Origin of the sequence: Haloferax massiliensis, assembly GCF_001368915.1 — an archaeon.
GTDB classification, from domain to species: Archaea; Halobacteriota; Halobacteria; order Halobacteriales; family Haloferacaceae; genus Haloferax; species Haloferax massiliensis.
On sequence record NZ_CSTE01000002.1, the window covers coordinates 1,560,076 to 1,584,084 of the forward strand.

Here is a 24,009-nt window from a genome sequence, read left to right on the forward strand (position 1 = left end):
CAACTCCCCAAGCAAGGTGCGTATGACAAGCGACTCCGAGATTCGCGTACGACTCGTGCGAAACGCGACGGTGCTTGCGACGGTCGATGACACCACGTTCCTCGTTGACCCCATGTTCACGCCGCAGGGCGAGATGCCGACGGTGACGGACAATCCGGCGGTGCCCGAGTTCCTCACGACGGCGAATCAGAAGCGAAATCCGTTGGTGCCGCTCCCGGACGTCGAACTCGACTACGACGCCGTGGTCGTCACGCATCGCCACCCCGACCACTGGGACGAGGCAGCCAGAGAGAAACTCGATTCGGACGTGCCGCTGTTCTGCCAACCAGAGGACGCAGACGCGTTCAGTGACGAGGGCTTCGCCGACGTGCGACCCGTCGAGGACGAGACGTCGTTCGACGGGGTGACGATTCACCGGGCGCCGGGCCAGCACGGCCACGGCGAACTCGCCGAGGGGATGGGTCCGGTCTCCGGGTTCGTCTTCGAGGGCGAGAAATCGCTGTACATCGCCGGGGACACCATCTGGTACGACCCGGTAGCGGAAGCGCTCGACCGGTTCGAACCTGAGATGGTCGTCCTCAACGGTGGGGAAGCACAGTTCGACCAAGGCGAACCAATCACGATGGGTGTCGAGGACATCGCGGCCGTCCGGGAGGCCACGGATGCGACCGTGGCAGTTGTCCACATGGAAGCCATCAATCACTGTCTGCTCTCTCGTGAGGAACTGCGAGCGGAGACCGAGAACGTCCTCGTCCCCGAGGACGGTGAGCAGGTGTCTCTGTAACGGCAGTTTCGCGGACTACTAACGGTCCCGAGCGATAGGTAGACCACCTCTCCGTAGCAACTTCTCCGGTCAGTTCTGACGCGAGACGCCGACCGCCAGCACCATCTTCCGACACTCCGCGAGTCGCCACACCCGATTTCGTATCGTCACATGAGATTTATCGCGGGCGACGTTCGCCGACTCGCGGGCCTTTTACGCCTCGCCGACGGACGGACGTGCATGGTACGGAACGTCGCCGGCGTCATGGCCGAACTCGAACCCGAGGACTTCTATCTCCTCTCGGGCGTCGAGCAGGGCATGCGCTTCAGCGAGTGGGTCAACCGGGGGAAGCTCCCGAAGAACTCGGGGCTGACCGCCGAGGAGGTCGACTACCGCATCGACCGCTGTATGACCCGCGAGCTCGTCGAGCGCAAGACCATCCAGTACGAGGGGTACAAGCTCACGGTCGAGGGGTACGACGCGCTCGCCCTCCGGACGTTCGCCCAGCGAGACACCATCCAGGGGTTCGGCGCGCCGCTCGGCGTCGGCAAGGAAAGCGACGTGTTCGAGGTGCAGTCGTTCAAGCCGCTGGCGCTCAAGTTCCACCGCGAGGGGTACACCAACTTCCGCGAGGTGCGCCGCGAGCGCGACTACACCTCCGAGAACAACCACGTCTCGTGGCTCTACACCGCTCGCAAGGCGGCCGAACGCGAGTACGAGGCGCTCGAAACGCTGTTTCCGAAAGTGTCGGTCCCGCGTCCCGTCGACCACAACCGCCACGCAATCATCATGGCGAAGCTCGACGGCGTCGAACTCGCCAAGGCGAAACTCGAACCCGAGCAGGTGACGGGCGTCCTCGACTTGATTCTCTCCGAGATGGCCGACGCCTACGAAGCCGGCTACGTCCACGCCGACATGTCCGAGTACAACGTCGCGGTCGGCGAACAGGGTATCACGGTCTTCGACTGGCCGCAGGCCGTCCCGACCGACCACGACAACGCCCGCGAGCTCCTCGCGCGCGACGCGAAGAACATCGTCGGCTACTTCCGCCGCAAGTACCCCGCCGAGATGCCCGATGACGTCGACATCGACGCGCTGTCGGCCGCCATCGCCGAACACGAGTTCGAGAGCGTCACCGCCCACGCCTGACGGCCTTTCGCTCGACGACCCGGTTTCCACCCGTACGAGCGTCAGCTACCGGTCTCGACCGCTGGGAGACCGCTCGACGGGTGAAAATAAACCACATACTGCGATATGAAATTCGGGTTCCGGCGTCTCAGTCCCGGAAGTCGTCCGGGACCGACCCGATGAGCAGAGAGTCTTCGACGAGCGCATCTGTCCCCCGTCTGAGTCGCTCGGAGAGCGACTGGTGCGAGACGCCCATCTTGTCGGCCAGTTCGGAGAGCGAGACTCGTCGGGGGACTTCGAAGTAGCCCTCCTGCGCCGCCGTCACGAGCGCCTTGAACTGGCTTTCGGTGAGGCCGTACCGGCCGGCCGGTTCGGCGTCCATCTCTCGAATCGACTCGACTTCGAATCTCAGCCCGTGTTCCGCCGCGAAGTCGTGCGTTCGCGCGAAGTCGTCGCGAGCCGGGTAGAGTACGCGGAACTGCCACTCGTCGCCCCAGCCGTACGCGTCGAGAATCGTCGCGTGAGAGTTCGTTATCATCTGCAGGAGCAGGTGAACGTGGTCGACCCACGCCATCCGGTAGAGGAATTCGTCGTCGAACTCGGAGAGACAGGTGACTTCGTCGACTGACGGGTCTTCCCGCAGGGCGTCGTCGATGTCCGAGCGGTCGGCGTGACGAATCCACACCAGGGGCATCACGGTGTGTTCACCGCTTTCGATGATGCGTTCGCACTCGATTTCGACGTCCGGAAGCGCGGAGAGCGTGTGACCTAACGCGAATTCTTCGGACGGGATCGCTCCCCGTACGATAGTTGCCATAGCGGTGGATAGGCGAGCGTGGTACATTTGTCTGCGGGCGGCGCGCCCAGCGGGCGGCCCGGGGCACGCGCAAGCCCGCCGCTTACACCGCTTCGGATACTCGTTCAGAGCGTGATCGGACACCAACTGCTGGACTCGAAGTGGACGAAAGCGCTGAGCGCGGTGACCTCGGTCGTCGCGGGGGCCAGAGCGCTGACGAAGGGGCGAACCAAACGGGGAGTGCTATTGGTGGCTGCCGGAGCGTTCTCGCTCCGGTGGAGCAGCGCCGGATTCGCGGCGCAACTCGCCACCGAAGCGTTGAACCGCCGCTAAGTCGGCGTCGGCGAAGCACGCCCCGCGATGGACCGAGCCTTGCCAATGCAGGGACCGGCCTCATTGTGCGCGGGCGGCAATCACGACCGCGATGAGACACACAGTTCACGCCGACGAGACCGGAGACGCTCGCGCTCCGAAGCCGCCGAAACCCGTCGCACACGTGCGGGAGGTGAAACGCGGGGGGACGTCGCCCACCGCCGGTCGATGACGCTCGCGTCACTCGCGGCGCTCGGCATGCCCGCTTCCGCGCCGCTGCAGGCCGGCGGCGGCGGTCTCCTCTACTACGGTATCGTGTTTTTCGTACTCGCTATCGTCGCCGGACTCGCCGGCTTCCGAGGAGTCGCCGGGCTGTCGATGAAGGTCGCGCGTATCCTCGTCGTCGTCTTCCTCGTGCTGGCCATCGTCACGTTCCTGCTGTAGGGACGACCGAACACGTTTTTCGAGCCTAGGCGCCACCGTTAGCGTCGTCTGTCGCCTCGTCGCCGGGATACCAGTCGGCGTCGGCGTCGACCCGGTTCGCCAGCACCGCGTTGACGACGACGCCGAGGAGCAAGGCCAGCGAGCCGACGTACAGCCACGTCAGAACGAGCAGGACGCCGCCCGCGGCACCGTAGAGTTCGATGCTCTGGGAGACGCCGAAGTAGACGCGCAACACCTGTAGCGACGCCGTCCAGCCGAGCGCCGCGAGCGCGGCCCCCGGAACCGGTTCGAGCGGGGCGACGTCGACGCCCGGAAACAGCGCGTACATCGGAACGAAAAGCACGGTGAGCACCACCCACAGGAGAATCGGCGCGGCGACCGACCACAGCAGTTGTGTCACGCGGAAAGAGACGACGAGACCGACGGCGGCGATGACGCCGACGCCGACCGCGACCGTCGCCATGACGAGCGCGCTGTTGAGGAACCGCCTGAGCATCGAGACCTCTTTTCGCGCGCCGTACACCTCGCTGAAGACGCTGTCCATCCCCCGAAACAGCCGGAACGAACTCCAGAGGAAGATGCCGAGGGCGAGCGCCGCCGCGCGTAATCGCCCGGCCGACTGCCCGCTCACCTGTCTGAGCGTCGATTCGAACTGCGAGAGGTCGAGGCCGAGGAGCAGTTCGAACGTGGGGAGCAGGGACTCGACCCGGCCGTACGTCGTGACGAGGACGAAAAGCAGGAGCGCCAGCGGGACGAGCGAGTTGAACGCGTAGTACGCGAGACTCGCGGCCGTCACCGTGACGTTCTTCTCGCGGGTGACGGCGAGCGTCCGCGCGGCGAGGCGACGGGCTCCGTCGCGGTCCATGAGCGTCAAACGAGAGGCCCACGTAATAATTCGGTGGCGGGCCTGCGAACGCACCGCACGGCCGGCGGCGCTGGCGTCTCGGAAACGGGGGCGGTCGGTCTACTCGACGGCCGCGAACTCGACGGAGTCGGCCTCGAAGTCCTCGACGAACGCGCCCTGTCCGCCGACGCTGTAGGTCCCCTCGGCCGTCTCGATGACGAAGGCGTTCTCGACCGGGAAGGAGTTGTTCGCGGGTTCGAGGAGGCCCTGACGGATATCGACCACGCGGCCGCGGAGTTCGGTCGGGCCGTCGGTGTGGACCATCCGCCCGCGGACGGTCACGTCGAGGTCGATGCCCGCCCGGTCGCAGAGGGCGGCCTGCAGGACGGCGTGGCGGAAGTTGTGGTACGTCGCCGGGAGCGGGTCGGGGTCGGTCGTGTACGCCTCGGCGGCCATCGGCCAGTAGTTCCCGAAGAAGGAGCCGACGATGACCGGCCCGAGGTGGGGCTGTGCGAAGACGATGGCCTGCGACTCGGAGTTCGACCGGGCGACCATCTCGCCGGGGGAGATGAGTCCCGTCCGCGAGTCGACGGTGAGCATCGTGGGCATGAGTTCGTGCCAGACGCGGACGAGCGAGGCCGCGCCGTCAAGCGCGAGGTCGTCGTGCGGTTCGACGCCGCTGACGACGAGGGAGACGAGGACGCCGCGCTCGCGGGCGGCGCGGAGTTCGTCTTCGACCTCGCCGAGCACGTCGTAGGGGAGCGACAGCGTGATTTCGGAGTCGGCGCGGCCGACGAGCTCGGCGATGCGCTTGAGCACCGTCACGCGGGACTTGATGACCTCGAAGCGCTCTTCGTCGCGGGCGGTGGCCGTGTAGCGTTCCTCCAGCGCGGGGCGCATGGACTCGACGCTCTCGGAGAGCGATTCGATGACCTCCATCGGCGGCAGCGGCCGAATCGTGGTCGGCACGACGTGGTCGTTGATCTCCACGAACCCGCGCGATTCCAGTTCCTTGCTCACGCTGTAGACGTAGCGCTTGGAGACGCCCGCCGCGTCGGCGATCTGACTCGCCTTCGCCTCCCCGAGTTCGAGCAGGGTCAGATACGTGTCGACGACCTTCTCTGAGAGCCCGAACTGCTTCAGGAGGTCGGCGAGTTCCCGGTCGTCCATGGTCGGACTGTCATCGACCATGGTACTTAATGGCTCGACTCGCCGACGGCGCGGAGCACGACCGCGTCGGCGACGGTGACGCGGACGCCCCCGTCGTCCCCGACCGCGTCGTTCGCGCCGACTCGCTCGCCCGTCAGGAGGTCGGTCCCCTCGACGTCCGCGCCGAGTTCGACGGTCGTCGGCTCCCCGTCGAAGTTCAGGACGACCACGAATCGGTCGGTGCCGTCGTCGCGGGCGAACGCGACCACGCGGTCGGACTCGACGCCGCCGTCTCCGGCGGGAGCAACGCCGGCGGGGACGGGTTCGACGCCGCCGACGCGGAGTACCTCGTGGGCGTCGCGGAGGCGGGAGAGTCGCCGGTGGAAGCCCACGAGGTCGCTGTCGGCGTCGTACCAGCGCATCGTCCCGCGCTGGGTTTCGACGCCGGTCTCTTGGCCGTAGTAAATCATCGGCGCGCCGGGGAGCGTGAACGTCGCGGCCGCGGCCGCCCGAAGCGCGTCGTCGCCGACCGCGCTCCGGTAGCGCTCCTCGTCGTGGTTCTCGACGTACCGGAGTTGCACGGCGTCGTCGGGGAAGCCGTGCCAGCGGGCGTCGGCGACGGCGTCGAAGATGGCCGTCGCCGGTTTCTCGCCCGCGCCGACCTCGCGGAGCGCCCCGTACAGCGTCGTGTCGTAGTGGGCGTCGAACTCGGTTTCGTGGTACGCGGGGTCCCGCGGGATGGTCTCGTCGAGGAGCAGGAAGTCGGGGTCGTCGGCCTTCACCCGCTCGCGGACCTCCTTCCAGAAGCCGTGAGGGACGCCCCACGCCACGTCGCAGCGGAAGCCGTCGACGACGCCGGCCCACTCGGCGACCACGTCGAGCATCCACGACCGGACCGCGGGCGAGTCGTAGTTGAGGTTCGGGATGCGCGTCCAGTTGAAGTAGTGTTCCGCCGCGCCGGGGCCGCCCCAGTCGACGTCGGAGGGGTCCTCGCGCTCGGGGACGCGGGCGTAGTGGTCCTCGTAGCCGGGGACGCCGGTCGAGTGGAACTGGAAGGCCGGGTGGTCCCGCGACGTGTGGTTGATGACGAGGTCGAAGACGACGCGGATGCCGGCGTCGTGACAGCGGTCGACGAGCGCCTCGAAGTCCTCGCGCGAACCGAGGTCCGAGGCGGTCTCGAAGTAGTCGGTGACGTGGTAGCCGTGGGTCGTGTGGCTCTCCAGTATCGGCGTGAGCCACAGGCAGTCGACGCCGAGCGAGTCGAGGTAGGGGACGCGCCGGGCGAGTTCGTCGAACGTCGGGTCGGGCGTCTCGCCGGCGAACGACCGGACGAACACCTCGTAGACGGTCGCGTGGTGGGCCCACTCGGGCGCGTCGCCGGGGCGCGAGACGGCGAGGCCAGCGGGGCCGGAACCGGGTTCGCCGCCCGCGTCCCCGGAGTCCACGACCAGCGTGTCGAGAATCGAATGCCGGACGTACGGCCCCTCCGACTCGGTCGTCGTCTGGACCGCGACGGCGTGGACGCGGACCGGTTCCGACGAGTCGGACTCGCGGAGCGTCTCGACCGGCACGCGCAGGCTGTCGCCGTCGATCTCGCAGTCGCCCGGTTCGAGCGCGTCGCGGCCGTCGAACAGGAACTCGACGGCGAGCGTCGCCTCCGCGGCGTCGGGCGCGGGCTCCGCGTCCGCGACGACGACGAGTTCGTCTCCGTCTGCAACTTCCTGCGCGTCGAGTCGAACCCGCGGGCGGCCCGGTCCGGGAACCGCGACTTCGCCGCGGACCTGTTCCGCGAGGTCGTCGTTCGGGGCGAACCCGAACGGGTGCGTGCCCGGCGGGAGCGCCACGTCGAGGGCGTAGTCGTCGCCGGCGCGGCGCGGGCGGTCGCGGCCGACGAGGCGGTCGTTGAACGGGCCGATGACGGACACCTCGTCGGGCGACGCGGGTTCGAGGTCGGCCGCGGGGACCGTCATCGTCGCCGGGCGGCGGTCGTCGGGGAAGGCGCGAACGGTCTGTTCGTGGCGGTCGTCCGGCGCGTCGAGTTCGAGGCGGTACGTGCCGGGAACGTCGGGGTCGAGGTGGACGACCGGCCCGGAGCCGACCGCGACGGCGCTCTCGGCCGGCGCGTCGAGGACGCGCCACCGGTACGTTGCGTCTCGTTTCGGGGCTCTCGGAGCGAGTTCGACCGGACGACCGACCGTCGTGACTCGCGGCGGACCGGGGTGATGCATATCCACCCTCGGGGGAGGGGGACCCTTACCGTTTCGAAACGGCATGAAAGTTTGAAGGAACATTACACCAAGATTATTATCTGCAGGGGCCCCACGACTCAGCGATGCAACTACGCGACGCGCTGGCCGACTACAAGCGGCACGCAGACCACCCGACGCGGTTCCCGGGCGAGCGACGGACGACGAGCGGCCTGTTTTCGGGCCTCGGCAGCCGGTTGGTCCACGTCGAGACCGACGGCTCGCTCCGCGACTTCGGCTACCCGTTGTCCGGGCTCTGGGGCGTCGAGCGCTCCCGGTTCGGCGTCCGTCCCGTCGGCGACGAGGCCGGCGTCCACTGGTTCGACGAGGGCGCGAGCCAGTCGTACGCGGACGACGGCGCGCTCGTCGTCACCGACCACGAGACGCCCCACGGCGACGTGACCCAGTACGACCTCGCGGTCGGCGACGGCCACGTCAGTCGGTTCGAGACCGACGCCGACGTGGAACTCGTCGCGTTCGTCCACTTCCAGCCGGACGGCCGCGACACGCTCGTCGGGCAACTGACTCACGGCGACGCCGTCGAGGCGTACCACGCCGAGGAACACGACTTCCTCGCGTCGTCGCCCGCGTTCGACCACGTCGAGGGTCGGGTTCCCGAGGGCTTCGACGAACTGCTCTCGGAGGGCGAGGTCGAACTGCCGCGGCCCCGCACCGACGACTGCTACGAGGAGGGCCAACTGAGCGGCGCAATCGTCGGGACGGTCCCGTTCGAGGCGGGCGCGGCCGCGGTCGGCCACCTGCTCACCGACGACACCGAGACGGACCGCGAGGAGGCGCTCGAAACCGTCCGCGACCTCGTCGCGCGCGACCTCGACGACCTCCGCGAGCGCGCCGCTGGACAGGTCGAGGGCGCGGTTCCCGACCACCGCGAATCGGCCGCGATGCGAGATGACGTCCGCGTGCTCTCGCTGCTTTCGGGGGCGCTCGGCCTCCGCATCGCCGGCCCCGACTTCGACCCCTACTACGCCTACTCCGGCGGCTACGGCTACACGTGGTTCCGCGACGACGCCGAAATCTCGAAATTCCTCTTCGAGTCCGACGAGCGACTCGACCTCGGCCTCGATGCGTGGCACGAGCGGAGCGCCCGCGCCTACTGCCGCACCCAGCGCGAGGACGGCTCGTGGCCCCACCGCGTCTGGCCCTTCGACGGGTCGCTCGCGCCCGGCTGGGCGAACGCCCGCCTCGAATCCGGCGACGACGCCGACTATCAGGCCGACCAGACCGGGAGCGTCATCGCCTTCCTCGCGGCCTACCACGACCGCTGTGCCGACGACGACCTCCGCGCCGACATCGAGGGGACGCTGGCGCTCGCCCTCGACAGCCTCGACGACACCCTCGGCGACGACGGCCTCCCCGTGGACTGCCAGAACGCGTGGGAGAACATGACCGGCAGGTTCAGCCACACCGCGGCGACGTTCCTCGAAGCCTACGCCGAACTCGCGCTGTCTGACCTCGATTCGGCGCTGACCGACCGCGCCGCGGAGCGCGCCCGCGAGGTCTACGAGGGCATCGACCTCCTCTGGAGCGAGGGCCGCGGCTGTTACGCGCTCCGCGTCGCCGACGGCGGACTCGACGACCGCTACGACTCCGCCGCGCTCGCGCTCGCGTCGGCCCACCGGACCTACGACCGACTCGAACCCGTGGATAACGACCGACTGGACCGGCTCGTCCGCCACGTCGAGTCCGTCTTCGACGGGCTCTGGCACGACCCCGACGAGAGCGACGTGAAGGGACTCGTCCGCTTCGAGGGTGACGACTGGCGGACGCGCGAGCAGTCCTCGGAGAAGATTTGGACCGTCTCGACCGCGTGGGGCGCGAACGCCGGCGTCGAACTCGCCGCCCTGCTGGCCGCCCACGACGACGACCGGGCGGGGGCGTTCGCCGACGAGGGCCGGGCGCTCCTCGACCTCGTCCTGCCCGACGGCCCGCTGTGCACCGACGGGGGCTACCTCGCGGAGCAGTTCTTCGACGACGGCACGCCCGACAGCGCGACGCCGCTCGGCTGGCCGCACGCGCTCCGGCTGGCGACGCTGGCGACGCTCGACGTCGACGACGCGTTCGACGGGATGTAAGTCGGCGGCGGCGCGGCTGTCGAACGGCGAGGGGACCGAGAGAAAACGGCGAACTACTTCTTCACGACTACTGCGTCGGGGCCGCCCGCCGCTTCGATTCGCGGGAGAGGAGCGACTCGCCGGTCCGCGGGTGGAAGACGTGGAGGTCCGACTCGTCGAACGTGACGCCGACCGTCTCGCCCGTCTCGGGTTCGACGTCCGAGTCGACGCGGGCGATGAAGTCCGGGCCGATGTCGAGGTGGAGGTAGTTGTCCGAACCGATGGGCTCGACGACGCCGACGGTCGAGTCGACGACGTTCGCGCCTGACGAGGCCGTGCGTACGTCCTCAGGTCGGATGCCGACGCGGAGGTCGGTCGCGTCGGTGGCCTCGCGGAGCGTCGCCGAGAACGACTCGGACAGGCGGTACGAGAAGCCCCCGTCGCCGACGAGCGCGAGGCGGTCGCCCTCGCGTTCGACCGACACGTCGAGGAAGTTCATCGACGGCGAGCCGACGAAGCCGCCGACGAACTCGTTGGCGGGGTTCTCGTACACGTCCTTCGGGCGGCCGACCTGCTGGAGCTTCCCGTCGTTGAGGATGACGATTCTGTCGCCCATCGTCATCGCCTCCTCCTGGTCGTGGGTGACGTACAGCGAGGTGATTCCGAGTTCGTTCTGGAGGCGCTGAATCTCGGTCCGCATCGTGGTTCGGAGCTTCGCGTCGAGGTTCGAAAGCGGCTCGTCGAACAGGAACACGTCGGGTTCGCGGACGATGGCGCGGCCGAGCGCGACGCGCTGTTTCTGCCCGCCGGAAAGCTCGTCGGGCTTGTCGTCGAGGAGGTCCTCGATGCCCATCATCGACGCCGTCTCGCGGACGCGCTCGCGGCGCTCGTCCTTCGAGAGGTCGGTGCTCATCCGCAGGCCGAACGCCATGTTCTGCATGACGGTCTTGTGCGGGTACAGCGCGTAGTTCTGGAACACCATCGCCACGTCGCGCTTGCGGGCGTGCTGGTCCGTGACGTCCTCGCCGCCGATTCGAATCGCGCCGCCGGAGGGCGATTCGAGCCCCGCGACCATGCGGAGCGTCGTCGATTTCCCGCACCCCGAGGGGCCGACGACGGTGATGAACTCGCCGTCCTCGACGTCGAGCGAGAGGTCCTCGACGGCGACGACGCGACCCCGGTCGTACTCCTTGCGAAGCGCTTCGAGCGTGAGACGTGCCATTACTCCCCGTCTGTCCCCATCGTCCATAATCGTTTTCCTATTTTCTGAATTTGTGATGCAATAGTTCGTATTAAATTTCAAACGGCTATCGATGCCACGAGACGCCTTCTATCGACGGTTCTCGAAGTTCTCACTGCTCGCCGAACTGGCGACTTTCGCCGCGAATGCGGGCGTCATTCCGAACTATTAAATATATGAACACATAGTTCATCATAGATTCGTTATGCCAATGAACCGCCGCACAATCCTGAAGCAACTGGCAGGCACGACGGCCGTCGGCGCACTCGCGGGCTGCGTGGGCGTGTCGGAGACCGATTCGACGCAGACACCCGAACAGAGCGGTGCGGAGGGCGACGGTGGCGACGAGACCACCGCGGGGGCGGACGCCGACTCCGCGGGGCCGAGCGGGGCGTTCACGCTCTGGCACCAGCGCGCGGAAGCCGAGAAACAGGCGCTCGAAGCGAACGCCGAGACGTTCACCTCGGAGACGACCCACACGGCCAAGCCCGCCGAAATCGCCGACCTCCGGAAGAAGACGACCTCCGCCATCCCGGCCGGGCAGGGTGCGGGCATGTTCGACTGGGCCCACGACTGGACCGGCGAGTACTACCAGAACGGCTTCCTCTCGGACCAGAGCGACCAGTTGGACGTGGACCTCTCGGTCTACACCGAGCCCGCACAGGAGGCGGTCCAGTTCGACGGCGCGACCGTCGCGCTCCCCTACGCGGCCGAGACCGTCGGCCTCATCTACAACCGCGAGATGGTGGACGAAGCGCCCGAGACCGTCGCCGACATGACGGCGGTCATGGAGGAGTACCACGACCCCGAAAACGGGATGTACGGGCTCAGCTACCCGCTCGACGCCTACTTTATGAGCGCGTGGGCGCACGCCTTCGGCGGCTACTACTTCGACGAGTCGAACGTCGAACTCGGCCTGTCGAACGAGGCGACGCTCGACGGGTTCCAGTTCATCCTCGACAACTTCGTCCCGTACCAGCCGAAGGACACCGGCTACGACCCGCAGGCGGCGGTCTTCCTCGAAGGCAACGCGCCCTTCGCCATCAACGGGCCGTGGTTCCTCGGCGACGTCCGCTCGAACGACATCGACGCCGGCATCGCCCGGCTCCCCTCGCCCGAGGGCGACGCGGAGCCCAAGCCGTACACGACGGTCAAACAGCTCTACTTCACCTCGACGCTGGAGGGCGACGAGGCGACGGCGGCCGCGTCCCGCGCGTTCGCCGAGTGGTACACGACGAACACGGACGTGCTCTCGGCGAACGCCGAGGAGTTCGGCTACATCCCGGTCCACGAGGAACTCGCCGCGAGCGACGACCTCCCCGAGGCCGTCCGGGGCTTCTCGGAGTCCGTCTCGCTCGGTACGCCCATCCCGACGCACCCGAACATGGGCGACGTGTGGGGGCCGCTCGAAGACGCCTTCAACAGCGTGAAAAACGGCGACGCGGAGCTCGAAGCCGCGTTCACGAGCGCCGAAGAGAACATCCGGTCTAACTGGGAGTAAGGACGATGAGCGTCGTCGACAGCGCCGTCGAGCGCGTCGCGGACAGCCCGGTGGTGAGCAGGGACGACCTGCCCCTGGTTTTGGTGCTCCCGGGGCTGTTCGTCTTCCTCGCGTTCATGCTGTTTCCCGTGTTGTATCTGGTGTACCTCTCGTTTACCAACGCGGAACCGGCCACGCTGTTCCAGGGCAGAGAGCAGTGGGTCGGTCTCGCCAACTACGTTCGGGTCCTCTCGGACGGGCAGTTCTGGAACTCGATGGGCGTGACGTGGCTGTTCGTCGCCACGTCGGTCGCGCTCAAGGTGCTCGTCGGTCTCGGCGTCGGTCTCGTGGTGACGGGCAAGCGCGTCCGCGGCAAGCGGTTCATGCGCGCGCTCATCATCGTCCCGCTCGGCCTCCCGGGCATCTTCACCATCACCATCTGGCGCGGCATCTTCAGTTCGGCCGAGTTCGGCCTCGCCAACCAGTTCCTCCGGGCGGCCGGTCTCGGCTCGGTCGCGTGGCTCTCCGACCGCTGGATGGCCTTCCTCGCCTACAACGTCACCGAGGCGTGGCTGGCGTACCCGTTCATGGTCATCATCACCGTGAGCGCCCTCCAGGACGTGTCCGAGGAACTCCACGAGGCGGCGATGATTGACGGCGCGGGCTTCTTCGCCCGCTTCCTGCACGTGACGCTCCCCTCTATCAAGCGCCCCGTGCTGTTCGCCTCGATTCTCACCGCCGCGGCGTCGTTCCAGCAGTTCCTCATCCCGTACGTGTTCAATCAGGGCGGGCCGTCGCGGACGAACGAACTCCTCATCGTCTACGGCTACCGCGAGGCGTTCCGCTTCCAGAAGTACGGCGAGGGCGCGGCCATCATGCTGGTCGCCGTGGCCGTCATCGGCGTCTTCATGATGCTGAACGTCAAGAAGGGACAGCTCGCCGACGGGGTGGACGACGCATGAGCGTCATCTCCGACATCGCGGCCGAACTCGCCGACGACGCGCGGAACGCCGCGATGGCTCCCGTCGAGTCGCTCAAGGACGCCAAGTACACCCTCGAAGGCGTCCGCGAGGGGCGCATCAGCCCCGCGACCGTGCTGAAGACCGCCGGCGTCACCCTCGGTGCCGCGGTCGTCGTCGCGCTCCTGCTGTTCCCGCTGTACTGGGTCGCCGTCGGAGCCTTCTCGGGCACCGGCGCGTCGCTGTACTCGTCGAGCGGGATTCGCCTGTGGCCGGCTGACCCGACCATCGAGCCGTTCCTCTGGGTCGTCGGCGACCTCATCGTCCCGAGCTACCGAATCAGCATCGGCCTCGGCGGCTACGAGGTGTTCCTCCAGACGCCCGAACTGACGTTCCTCGACGTGTCGCAGTACGGCGTCACGGAGACTTCGGAGTTCAAGCGGTTCTTCGCCAACAGCCTCACCGTGGCGATTCCGACGGTGATACTCGCCATGTGTCTCATCGTCCCCGGCGCGTACGCGCTGTCGCGCCGGCAGTTCATCGGCCGCTCGAAGGTGCTGTACGGCTACGTCCTGTTCACCCAAATCGGCGGCGGGCTGGGCGTCGCGCTCCTCATCGCGCTGTACGCCCTGTTCGTCCAGTTCGGCTTCAACGACGACAAGCTCGCGCTGTCGGCGTACTACGCCGCCACCGCGGTCCCGTTCAACACGTGGCTCCTGAAGACGTACATGGACGGGATTCCCGTCTCCTACGAGGAGGCCGCGATGATAGACGGCGCGCCGTCGTGGAAAATCGTCACCGAGGTCATCCTGCCGCTGTCGAAGGCGGGGCTGGCGACGGTGTTCATCTTCACCTTCCTCACCGGATGGACCGAGTTCGTCGTCGCCCAGACGCTGCTTTCGACGGACAACTACACCCTGCCCGTCGGGCTGTACTCGCTCGTCGGCCGGTACTCCATCCCGTGGGCCCGGTTCTCGGCGTTCGCGCTCACGTTCGCCGCGCCCATCATGCTCATCTACCTGTTCGCACAGCGCTACATCGAAGGTGGCCTGTCGTTCGGCGGGATGGAAGGATAGGCGTCGGGCCGCCGACGCGCGCCTCTCTTTCCGTTTGGGGGTCTCTACCGCCGAGTACGCGTCACTGACCAACAAGTCGTCCGTAGACTCTCGTCTCCGCCCGGTACGTCAGATAACTCGCCAAACCGAGGGAGAACACAACCGGGAGAACGAACGTGGCGGACGAGGAGACGAGGTCCGACACTCCGAGTACGGTGAACGCGGCCGAGACGAGTCCCATCAGGAGACTCAACACGAGAAGCGAGGGCAGGAGGACGACGAGAAACTCCGCCGCGCGGTCCCCACCGCGTTCGGAGTCGGTGAGGGCGTAGCCGGCAACTGCGCCGAGACAAGTCGCCACCACAGTTGCTGGCCCACCGTCGAGACTGAAGTTCGTCCGTGTCGCCGCGAGGTAGCTCCCGTAGACGGCGAACCCGGCCATGCCGAGAATCAGCCCGACGATAGCACCCCTCGCCGACCCGAGAAGCCTGCCGCGGTGGCGACGGTACCACTCGCGGTCGACCCGATAGGCGAGCAGGTGCGCGACACCGAATGCGGCGACGGCGGTGAGAGTCGGAAGGACGAAGAACGGGACCGTAAACAGCCGCTCGCCGAGCAGCAACTGGAACGCCATCGTGGGGACGATAGCAAGCGCCCAGCAAACGACGAACGACCCGACGAAGACGACGCGACGACGGTGGGCCGACGGCGACGTCGAACCCCGGCCAGTCGTAATCCAACGGTACCCACCGAGCGCGCCGACGACGAGTCCGAGCGGTGCGGCGAACTGAATCGACGTCACCCAGTCGGGCGGAAAGAACGCGGCTGTCGTCGCTCGGTAGTAGTTCCCGAGGAGTCCGCCGAGGGTATCCAAGACGAAGGCCTGCACCAGACCCCACTGAAGGGCAGCGACGAGGACCTGTTTCCGCGTGGAAGGCGTATCCGAAGAGGGCACGTTCCGATACGACACCGCCGCCGTATTATAATGTGCTGACAGGACACCTCGCCAGCGCCGACCATTGGCTCTCGTTCGCACACCCGCTGTTAATCCGAAGTTCTTAACCCTCCCCATAGGGAAAATCCGCCAACTCGCTGGCAACGCGGGCACGCCAGAGGGCACCCGTCACGCACGGGACGAAATGTGGTCTCAGGGGAGTTCCCCGACGGACTGAATCGCAAGCGCCCGCGGTGATACACAATGGCACGAAGCTTCTATTCCCACATCAAGGAAGCGTGGAAGACCCCGAAGGAAGGCAAGCTGGCCGAACTCCAGTGGCAGCGAAAACAGGAGTGGCGCGAGCAGGGCGCTATCGAGCGCATCGAGCGCCCCACCCGCCTCGACAAGGCCCGTGAGCTCGGCTACAAGGCCAAGCAGGGCATCGTCGTGGTCCGCGTCTCCGTCCGCAAGGGCGGCGCGCGCAAACAGCGCCACAAGGCCGGCCGCCGCACGAAGCGCCAGGGCGTCAACCGCATCGGCCGCCGCAAGTCCATCCCGCGCATCGCGGAGGAGCGCGCCTCGCGCAAGCACCCCAACCTGCGCGTGCTGAACTCCTACGGCGTCGGACAGGACGGCTCCCAGAAGTGGCAGGAAGTCATCCTCGTCGACCCCGAGCACCCGGCCATCCAGAACGACGACGACCTCAACTGGATCTGCGACGACACCCACGACGGCCGCGCCTTCCGCGGTCTCACCAACGCGGGCAAGAAGAACCGCGGTCTCCAGAACCGCGGCAAGGGCACGGAGCACATCCGTCCCTCCATCCGCTCCGGCAACGGCCGCGGCAAGTAACGCCCCGCGCACCGCGCCAACTTTCTCTCTTTATCGACCGTCGAGCGATAGCGCGTCCCATCGAGTGGCGTACAGTCCCGCACCGACGAGACCCGGTCCCACGAGTGCGACGACGACTTGGAGAACGACGACGGCGACGACGGCGCGGCTAACGCCACAGAATCCGACGAGACACATCTGCGGACCGCCGAGCGAAAAGAGGTGGCCGTCGGTGAGTCCACCGGGTGCGACGAAGAGCGTGGCGACGACCAACATCGCAATCGGCCACCCGTAGGTCGCAAACCGAAGGGCAGTCTCCGAGTCGAGCTGTTGGAACCGGGCGACGAGCCGCTGTCCTACGAGGAGCGGCAGCGTCCACAACACGCCGGCGGCGGCGACGCCCGCGACGAGAATCGTCGCCGCGACTTCCCACATCGAACTGCCGCCGGCGACGACCCACACGACGACGGTCACGCCGAGGTAGAACACACCCGCCGCGAAGAACGCGCGCTGGAGGGCGAACTGAAACGGGCGGTCCCACCCGCGCCACAACAGGTGTGCGCCGAGCGTCACGACTGTGGCGACACCGACGGTCAGCGCGAGGACGAAGACGGGGAGCAATCCGAGAGGGAGAGCCATACGCCGGACTCCGACGCGACTCTTGATAAAATTTTGTCAGAACGGCGACGTGGGACCGAGGTCCGCTTCGCCCTCGTCCGCGGAGCCGTCTTCGACCGCGCCGTCCCACGCGTCGAAGCCGCCGCGGAGGCTGGACACGTCGGCGTCGACGTTGTCGTCGAGCACCGAGGCGACCTGCTTCGAACTCTTGCCGACGTAACACGAGACGACGACCTCGGCGGGCCACTCGCGGTCGAACACCTCGGGGCCGAGCGTCGCCGCCGGGAGGTTCTCCGAGTCGGGGATGTGTCCGGACGCGTACGACGAGGGGTCTCGGATGTCGACGACGGCGAGTTCGTCGTCGTCGGCCAGTCTCTCGCGTAGTTCGTCGGGCGTCGTCTCGGCGACCATACCCGACGTGAGCGGGCGGAGCGCCAAAGGCGCGTCGCTTCCGGCGATGTCGTCGGCGGTAGCGACGACGGGCTGAGAGTCGAGACGCGGGGCGCGCCCGTGCCGCGGCTTTATTCGGGGGCGACGCCAACCTCGGGATATGACGCTCTCACTCGACGCCACCCAGTTGGACCGCTACTCGCGGCACATCATCATGGACGAGGTCGGCCCGGAGGGGCAAGGGCGACTGCTCTCCGCGCGGGTCGTCGTCGTCGGCGCGGGCGGGTTGGGCGCGCCGGCCATCCAGTACCTCGCGGCGGTCGGCGTCGGCGAACTCGTCGTCGTCGACGACGACGCGGTCGAGCGGAGCAACCTCCAGCGGCAGGTCATCCACCGCGACGACGACGTGGGAACCCCGAAGGCCGAGAGCGCCGCCGCGTTCGTCCGCGGGCTCAACCCCGACGTGTCGGTCGAACCGGTCGAGGCCCGCGTGGACAAGTCGAACGTCCACGAAATCGTCGCCGACGCGGACGTGGTGGTCGACGCCTCGGACAACTTCCCGACGCGCTACCTGCTCAACGACGTCTGTCGCTTCGAGGGAATCCCGCTGGTCCACGGCGCGATATACAAGTTCGAGGGGCAGGCGACGACGCTCGTCCCCGAGGGGCCGTGTTACCGGTGTCTGTTCCCCGAAGCGCCCGAGCCGGGGACCGTCCCCGACTGCGCGACGACGGGCGTCCTCGGTGTCCTCCCCGGAACGGTCGGCTGTATTCAGGCGACGGAAGCGATGAAGCTCCTGCTCGACGAGGGCGAGGTGCTCGACGGGCGGCTCCTGTTTTACGACGCCATGGACATGACGTTCGAGACGGTCCCGTACCGGAAGAACCCGGACTGCCCCGTCTGCGGCGAGGGCGGCGTCGACTCCATCGAGGACATCGACTACGTCGAGAGCTGCGCGATCAGCCTCGACTGAGGAGAGAACTCCAACGCGGCGTCGTCGAACGCTCCGAGTCGGTCGCGCTACCGGTCGAACTGGAACCCGCCGAACTCGTCGTCGGACCCGCCGTCGGTCGCCGCGCGGACCGAGTCGGCGTCCGCGCCGTCGACCGCGTCGTCGAAGTCCATCGCGTCCAGTTCCTCGACCGCCGCGGCGTCGCCGCCGACGAGGGCGTCCACCCGGTCGGCGAGCGCGTCGAGCGCGACCGTCTGGTCGGCCGTCGCGTCGGTGATGTCGGTCGTCGACGACTCGGCGGCGGTCGCGTGCTCTTGGGCCGTCTGAATCGTGCTCGTGACCTCCTCGATGTTCGTCGCCTGCGAGTCGGTCGCGCGGGCGACCTCGGTGACGCCGTTGGCCGCGGAATCCGCGGCGTCGGCGATTTCGGAGAGCGAGGCGAGCACGTCCTCGATTTCGCCGGAGGCGACCTGAATCTGCTCGTGGGACTGCTCGGAGGCCAGCACCGTCTCGTCGGCCTGTTCCTGAATCTCCGTGATGCTGTCGGCGATCTCCTCCGTGTGCTCGTGGGTCTGGTTGGCGAGCTGTTTGACCTCGTCGGCGACGACCGAGAAGCCCTCGCCGGCCTCGCCCGCCCGGGCGGCCTCGATGTTCGCGTTGAGCGCGAGCAGGTTCGTCCGGTCTGCGACTTCGGCGATGACCTCGACGACCTCCTCGATGACGCCCATGCGCTGTTGCAGTTCGGTCACGCTGTCGAGCAGTTCGTCGGAGATATCGATGACCTGGTCGGTCGCGGTTCTGATGCTCTGTCCGGCCTCGTGGCCGTTTTCGGCGGCCACGCGGGCCTGGTTCGCCGCCGACGCGACCTCGTCTGAGGTGGCGGCGATCTCCTCCATGCTGGCCGACAGTTCCTGCATCTCCTCCGCGCCCGTCGAGAGGAGGTCCGCCTGCTCCGTGACCTGCGACTCGATGTCGGTCGCGGCGGTCGCGGCCCGCTGAATCGCCCCGCCGAGGTCGGCGGTCGTGGCGTCGACCTCGCTGGCGAGGCGGTCGAACCGGGTCGCCATCTCGTTGAGGTCCGAGACGACCGCCAGCGTCTCGTCGTCGAGGACGCCGCGGTCGTCCGTGAACGACGCCCGGGCCGAGAGGTCGCCGGCGGTGAGGCTCCCGATGGTGGCCGAGACCTCCTCGACGAGCGCCTCGGACGCCCGCTGTTTCTCCACCGCGTCGGTCCGGTCGTGGACGGCCTCGACCACGCCGACGAGTTCGTCGCCCTCGAACAGCGGTTGAGCGGTGAACGAGATGTGCCGCTTCGCGCCGTGTCTGTCCGTCATCGTGCTGGTGTCGCGGTAGAGCCGGCGGCCCTCGTCGACCACGTCGAGTCCGTGGACCACGTCGGCGCCCCGCGGGTCGTCGAGCACCTTGTCGGCGAGGGTCTTCGCCCGCCGGCCGTCCGGGTAGAACAGTTCGCTCACGTGTTCCGACCCGAGCGCCTCCGCAGCGGGGACGCCCGTGAGCGTCGTAATCGGGGCGTTCCACGCGATGATTCGACCGTCGGCGTCGAGGACGAACACCGGCATCCCCACGCCGTCGAGCAGGGCACCGGCGTGCAACTGCTCGGCCGCCGCCGCGACCGTCTCTCGTTCGTCCGCCTGTGCGCCGCCGTCGGTCCGCGTCCGAGCCCCGGCCCCCGGGACCAGCGCCGCGAGTCGCGAAAGCAGGTCCATGCGTCTACCTCACGTCGATTGCCGGTATAACGCTACGCTTCGAGCTATCATTGTTGATATTCGATGGTACAGAAGCGGTATCTTCTACCGAGTGGGTGCGGGAGAGGAACGGTCGAGAAAAGCGGTCGTCGGGCGGGGGAGAGCCGAAGGGGACCGGCGGGGGCCGAAACCGGGGACGAGTCAGTCGGAACGGCCGTCGTCGGTGCGGTCGGTGCCGTCGCCGTCGAGGCCGCCGTCAGTCGCCGGCGCGTCGAGTTCGGCGACCGAAGCGGCGTCGGAGTCGGTGAACGCGCCGTCGCGGTCCGCGCCGTCGTGGTCGACGGTGAACTCGGAGACGAGCGACATCAGCCGCTCGGACTGGGTGGCGAGGCGGTCCGCGCCGTCGGAGACCTCGCTGAGCGAGGCGGTCTGTTGTTCGGCCGCGGCGGCGACCGACTCGGCTCGCTCGGCGGTCTCGTCGCTGATATCGGACACGCGGTCCATCATCGACGCGACCTCCTCGGTCGAGGCGGCCTGCTCGTCGGTGGTCCGGCTGATTTCGTCGACGCCGTCGGTCGTCTCCCGGACGTTCTCGACGATGGTGTCCAGCGAGTCGCGGGCGGTCTGGACCGCGTCGACGCCGGAGTCGACGGCGTCGCGGGTCTCGCGCATCTCGGAGACGGACGCCGCAGACTTCGCTTGGACCTCCTCGATGGTCGCCTCGATTTCCTCGGCGGAGGCCTTGGTCTCGCCGGCGAGTTCCTTGACCTCGTTGGCGACGACCGAGAAGCCCTCGCCGGCCGTCCCGGCGCGGGCGGCCTCGATGTTCGCGTTGAGCGCGAGGATGTTCGTCTGCTCCGCGATGTCGGTGATGAGTTCGACGATGTCGCCGATTTCGGCCATGTCGCCTTCGAGGTCCTCGATGCGGTCGACCGTCCGGCGGGTCTGGGTCTCGACGGTCTCGATGGTGTCGATGGCGTTGGCGGCCGCCTCGTGGCCGTCCTCGCTCGCTTCGAGGGTGTGCTGGGCCGTCTCTTCGAGCTCGCTCGCCGAGGAGGCGACCTCCTCGATGGTCGCAGAGAGGTTGCTCGTCTCGCTCGTCGTCTGCCGGAGGTTCTCGCGCTGTTCGTGCGCGCCCTCGGCCATGACCTGCGTGGACTCGCTGACCTGCCGGCTGGCGCGCTCTATCTCCTGGGAACTCGCGGTGACCTCCTGGCTGGCCGCGGCGACGGTCTCGGCGAACTCGACGACCTCCGCGACGGTCGCTTCGAGCTCGTCGGCCATGTCGTTGAACGACCGCGCCATCTCGTTCATCGCGTCGTTGTCGGCGTCCTCCGACATCCGGCGCGTGAGGTCGCCGTCGGCGGCGTCCGCCATCGTCTGGCTGAACTCGGCGGCCGTCGCTTCGAGTTCGGTGATGAGGGCTTCCAGTTCCGTGTGCGTTCGGCCCATCGACTCGCCGAAGGAACCCGGGATGTCCTCGTCGAGGACGGGGTCGTCGAAGCGCTTGTCCGCGAGCGCCTCGGCCTGCCCGGCGACGGTCGTCAGGTACGCCTGCATCGACTCGAAGGAGTCGTACAGCCGGCCCATCTCGTCGATGCGGGCGGTGTTCGGGAGGTCGCCGTCCACCTCGCCGCTGGCGATGTCGTCGGCGTTGCGGGCGACGACCGAGAGGGACCGCGCGGTGCCGCGGCCCATGGTCGCGCCGACGAGGAACAGCGCGCCGACGGCGAAGGCGACGAGGAGCATCACGTTCGTCGTCACCTGCGACTGGAGCGCGAACGCCCGTTCGGCCGGGACGTGGTAGGTGAGCACCCAGTCGGTGCCGGTGATGGGCGCGTACGCCATCGCGTACTCGCCGGACTCCATGCCCGTGCGGGCGGAGACGACCTCGTAGCCGGTCTGGCCGGACAGCGCCGCGTCGATGGCCTCGATTGACGAGCCGTCGGCGGCCGCGTACTCGTCGAGGATAGACGCCTTGCGGTTGTCGAACAGGATGGTCCCGGACTCGGTGACGACCTTGGTGTCGCCGGTCGCGTAGGGCGATTCGAACTGGTGGGAGCCGGCTTCGAGCGACGCCGTCAGGACGACTGCGCCGTTGGCTCCGGAGACGGGCGCGGCGAACGCGACGATCGGCTCGCCGCCGGACTCGTAGGGCTCGGAGACGGTCACGGACTGCCCCGACGCCAGCGCCGCGGCGTCGTCGGCCCACGGCGCGGACAGCGAGTCGAGCGACTGGCCGGTCGCGCTGTCGGTCGTGCTGGCGACGACCGCCCCGGTGTCGGCGTCGACGTAGTGGAGCGAGCGAACGTCGCCGGAGAGCTGGATGAGCTTCCCTTCGAGCCACCGCTGGTGGTCGGCCGCCGAGGTGCCCGCCGGCTGGTCGGCGAGCGACTCGGCGAGGAACGAGACGGTCGACTCCTTCGAAGTCACCCAGTCGGAGACCGACTTCGCCTCCGTCGCCGCCGCGCCGCGAATCTGCGATTCGGTCTGCGACTCGACGACCGACTTGGTGTCGAAGTGGATGTACGCGCCCGCGCCGCCCATGACGAGCGCGATGAGGAGGAGCACGACGCCGAACTTCGCCGCGTAGCGCCGGCGAATCACGTTCGGAAGCGCCCGTTCGAGGAGGCTCGTCAGCCGCGAGAACGGGTTCATTGCGCACCTCCGGACTCGAAGAACTGGCGCTGGAGGAGCTCGACCTGCTCGACGGAGCCGTCGTGGACCCGCTCGACGAGGTACGAACTCAGCGGTTCGAGCGCCTCCGTGAGGTCGACCCCGCTCGACGCGCCCTGATAGTTCAGTTCGCGGCCGGCGTCGACGAGCGTCCGAACCCGGTCGAACTCGCCGACGGAGACAGTGTGGCCGGTCCCGCCCGAGACGACCTGCAGGGCGTCGGCGATGGCCGGACCCGACGCCTCGCCGGCGTACTCCGCCGCGGTCGCCATGAGGAACAAGGCGTCGTAGGCGTTCGCCGCGTAGGGCTGGAGCGGCGCGATGTCGGAGAGCCGCTGGGAGAGGTCGAAGTAGCCGTCCGTTCGAACCGACGACAGCGAGGCGCTGTAGAAGCCCTCGTAGTAGGGCGGAATCTCGCCGTCGAACAGGCCCGCCGAGAAGACCCACGGGGCCTCGTGGTCGGACGCGCCGTAGGCGTCGAGGACGCCCCGTTCCTGCCCGGGGACGCTGACGAAGCCGACCGCGTCGGGCGAGTCGGCGAACACCTCGTCGACGACGCCGCCGAAGCCCTCCGCGCTCGGGTCGTAGCTGACCTCGGTAACGACCTCCGCGTCGAGTTGGTCGGCGAGCGTGGTTCCGAGGTCGGAGCCGAAGGCTCCGTCGACGGTGAGGAGGGCGACTCGGTCGGCGTCGGCGTACTGCGGCGCGTCGAGAATCTTCGCCATCGCGGTCGCCTGCAGGCTGTCGCTCGGGACGGTCCGGCCGAAGAACTTCCGGCCGTCGGCGCGCCCGGCGTCCGAGAGCCGCGGGTTCGTGCTCGCCGGACTCATCTCCATGACGGCGTCGGCCGCCGCCTTCGGCGCGAGCGCGAGCGACACGTCGCTGACGAGGCCGCCGACGAAGCCGACGACGCCCGCGTCGGCCAGCGAGGCGTAGCCGTCGGTCGCGACCGACGCGGACCCCTCCGTGTCCACGGCGGTCAGTTCGACCGGTCGCCCGAGCACGCCGCCCGCCCGGTTGATGTCCTCGACCGCCTGCTCGGCGGCGCGCTTGCCGTGCGTTCCAACCTGCTCCAGCGACCCGCTGACGGGCAACATCGCCCCGAATCGAACGGGTTCCCCGGACTCCGTTCCGAACGTCCCCACGCACCCGGACAGCGAGCCGAGTCCCACCGCGCCGGCGGCGGTGCGGAGAAACGTTCGTCTGTCGTACCTGACTGTCACAGATTTTCCGAGACAGCTCCCGTATATAATTTTGGGCCGCCGATTATCATACGCTGTATTTTTGGGATTATTGTCCAATATCGAACACGAAACATGGATGTAGTACCATTCGACCCGTAGTCGGGTCGGCGAGCAGGGCGGTCAGGACCCGGGGCACGCGCACCCCCGATGGTCTGGGCATCGTAGCG

General features: G+C 68.0%; 20 protein-coding genes. 9 read left to right on the forward strand and 11 right to left on the reverse strand.

The genetic code is table 11. From position 1 onward, the window contains the following. The first annotated feature begins 22 nt into the window (after window positions 1-22). A complete protein-coding gene (locus tag BN996_RS12055) occupies window positions 23-784 on the forward strand; it encodes an MBL fold metallo-hydrolase (protein WP_089779310.1) in 762 nt (253 codons plus the stop codon). 219 nt (window positions 785-1,003) lie between these two features. Beyond that, a complete protein-coding gene (locus BN996_RS12060; RefSeq protein WP_089779312.1) occupies window positions 1,004-1,912 on the forward strand; it encodes a serine/threonine-protein kinase RIO2 in 909 nt (302 codons plus the stop codon). A gap of 127 nt (window positions 1,913-2,039) precedes the next feature. Here the strand turns inward: BN996_RS12060 and BN996_RS12065 are convergent, their stop codons facing one another. Next, window positions 2,040-2,708, reverse strand: coding sequence for a helix-turn-helix domain-containing protein (locus tag BN996_RS12065; protein WP_089779314.1), 669 nt, complete (start codon window positions 2,706-2,708; stop codon window positions 2,040-2,042). Between the two features lie 519 nt (window positions 2,709-3,227). Here BN996_RS12065 and BN996_RS12075 point away from each other — a divergent pair. Beyond that, a complete protein-coding gene (locus tag BN996_RS12075; protein ID WP_209446888.1) occupies window positions 3,228-3,443 on the forward strand; it encodes a DUF1328 domain-containing protein in 216 nt (71 codons plus the stop codon). Window positions 3,444-3,468: 25 nt separating this feature from the next. Here BN996_RS12075 and BN996_RS12080 read toward each other — a convergent pair whose 3' ends face one another. From BN996_RS12080 to BN996_RS12090, 3 genes are all read right to left on the reverse strand, one after another. After that, window positions 3,469-4,308 (reverse strand): YihY/virulence factor BrkB family protein, encoded by an 840-nt coding sequence (locus BN996_RS12080; RefSeq protein ID WP_089779318.1) that lies wholly within the window; start codon window positions 4,306-4,308, stop codon window positions 3,469-3,471. A gap of 99 nt (window positions 4,309-4,407) precedes the next feature. Then, entirely contained in the window at window positions 4,408-5,478 is a 1,071-nt protein-coding gene (locus tag BN996_RS12085) for a TrmB family transcriptional regulator (protein WP_187367421.1), read from the reverse strand. A gap of 5 nt (window positions 5,479-5,483) precedes the next feature. Then, window positions 5,484-7,664, reverse strand: a complete 2,181-nt coding sequence (locus tag BN996_RS12090; RefSeq protein WP_089779940.1) for an alpha-amylase family glycosyl hydrolase — start codon at window positions 7,662-7,664, stop codon at window positions 5,484-5,486. 104 nt (window positions 7,665-7,768) lie between these two features. On the opposite strand from BN996_RS12090, the gene BN996_RS12095 reads away from it, so the two are divergent. Then, entirely contained in the window at window positions 7,769-9,775 is a 2,007-nt protein-coding gene (locus tag BN996_RS12095) for a DUF7997 domain-containing protein (protein ID WP_089779321.1), read from the forward strand. Between the two features lie 67 nt (window positions 9,776-9,842). Here BN996_RS12095 and BN996_RS12100 read toward each other — a convergent pair whose 3' ends face one another. Then, window positions 9,843-10,976: an ABC transporter ATP-binding protein gene (locus BN996_RS12100; protein ID WP_089779323.1), complete on the reverse strand. Its 1,134-nt coding sequence runs from the start codon at window positions 10,974-10,976 to the stop codon at window positions 9,843-9,845. 229 nt (window positions 10,977-11,205) lie between these two features. On the opposite strand from BN996_RS12100, the gene BN996_RS12105 reads away from it, so the two are divergent. From BN996_RS12105 to BN996_RS12115, 3 genes are read left to right on the forward strand one after another with little or no spacing between them, the layout of a single operon-like run. Beyond that, entirely contained in the window at window positions 11,206-12,495 is a 1,290-nt protein-coding gene (locus tag BN996_RS12105) for a substrate-binding domain-containing protein (protein ID WP_089779325.1), read from the forward strand. A gap of 5 nt (window positions 12,496-12,500) precedes the next feature. Next, window positions 12,501-13,436 carry a carbohydrate ABC transporter permease gene (locus BN996_RS12110; RefSeq protein WP_089779327.1) on the forward strand — a complete coding sequence of 312 codons (936 nt, stop codon included), beginning with the start codon at window positions 12,501-12,503 and terminating at the stop codon, window positions 13,434-13,436. Next, window positions 13,433-14,509: a sugar ABC transporter permease gene (locus BN996_RS12115; RefSeq protein WP_089779329.1), complete on the forward strand. Its 1,077-nt coding sequence runs from the start codon at window positions 13,433-13,435 to the stop codon at window positions 14,507-14,509. The genes BN996_RS12110 and BN996_RS12115 overlap by 4 nt, the downstream gene beginning before the upstream one ends. Window positions 14,510-14,570: 61 nt before the next feature. Here BN996_RS12115 and BN996_RS12120 read toward each other — a convergent pair whose 3' ends face one another. Further along, window positions 14,571-15,443, reverse strand: a complete 873-nt coding sequence (locus BN996_RS12120) for a hypothetical protein (RefSeq protein WP_089779331.1) — start codon at window positions 15,441-15,443, stop codon at window positions 14,571-14,573. A 243-nt stretch (window positions 15,444-15,686) separates the two neighbouring features. Between BN996_RS12120 and BN996_RS12125 the strand changes: the two genes are divergently transcribed. Next, window positions 15,687-16,277 (forward strand): 50S ribosomal protein L15e, encoded by a 591-nt coding sequence (locus tag BN996_RS12125; RefSeq protein ID WP_089779332.1) that lies wholly within the window; start codon window positions 15,687-15,689, stop codon window positions 16,275-16,277. Between the two features lie 30 nt (window positions 16,278-16,307). Here the strand turns inward: BN996_RS12125 and BN996_RS12130 are convergent, their stop codons facing one another. Next, window positions 16,308-16,895 (reverse strand): hypothetical protein, encoded by a 588-nt coding sequence (locus BN996_RS12130; protein WP_089779334.1) that lies wholly within the window; start codon window positions 16,893-16,895, stop codon window positions 16,308-16,310. A gap of 36 nt (window positions 16,896-16,931) precedes the next feature. Continuing rightward, the gene (locus BN996_RS12135) at window positions 16,932-17,285 is read right to left on the reverse strand and encodes a rhodanese-like domain-containing protein UbaB (RefSeq protein ID WP_089779337.1); all 354 of its coding nucleotides are present in this window, start codon (window positions 17,283-17,285) and stop codon (window positions 16,932-16,934) included. Window positions 17,286-17,424: 139 nt separating this feature from the next. On the opposite strand from BN996_RS12135, the gene ubaA reads away from it, so the two are divergent. Then, the gene (gene ubaA, locus BN996_RS12140) at window positions 17,425-18,237 is read left to right on the forward strand and encodes an SAMP-activating enzyme E1 (RefSeq protein WP_089779339.1); all 813 of its coding nucleotides are present in this window, start codon (window positions 17,425-17,427) and stop codon (window positions 18,235-18,237) included. Between the two features lie 47 nt (window positions 18,238-18,284). On the opposite strand, the gene BN996_RS12145 is transcribed toward ubaA, so the two are convergent. The 3 genes from BN996_RS12145 to BN996_RS12155 all read right to left on the reverse strand — a co-directional run bounded on the left by BN996_RS12145 (window position 18,285) and on the right by BN996_RS12155 (window position 23,755). Beyond that, a complete protein-coding gene (locus tag BN996_RS12145) occupies window positions 18,285-19,943 on the reverse strand; it encodes a methyl-accepting chemotaxis protein (RefSeq protein WP_089779341.1) in 1,659 nt (552 codons plus the stop codon). A gap of 180 nt (window positions 19,944-20,123) precedes the next feature. Further along, a complete protein-coding gene (locus BN996_RS12150; RefSeq protein WP_089779343.1) occupies window positions 20,124-22,580 on the reverse strand; it encodes a methyl-accepting chemotaxis protein in 2,457 nt (818 codons plus the stop codon). Then, window positions 22,577-23,755 (reverse strand): ABC transporter substrate-binding protein, encoded by a 1,179-nt coding sequence (locus tag BN996_RS12155; RefSeq protein WP_394326170.1) that lies wholly within the window; start codon window positions 23,753-23,755, stop codon window positions 22,577-22,579. Before BN996_RS12155 ends, BN996_RS12150 begins: the two co-directional genes overlap by 4 nt. Between the last annotated feature and the right edge of the window lie 254 nt (window positions 23,756-24,009).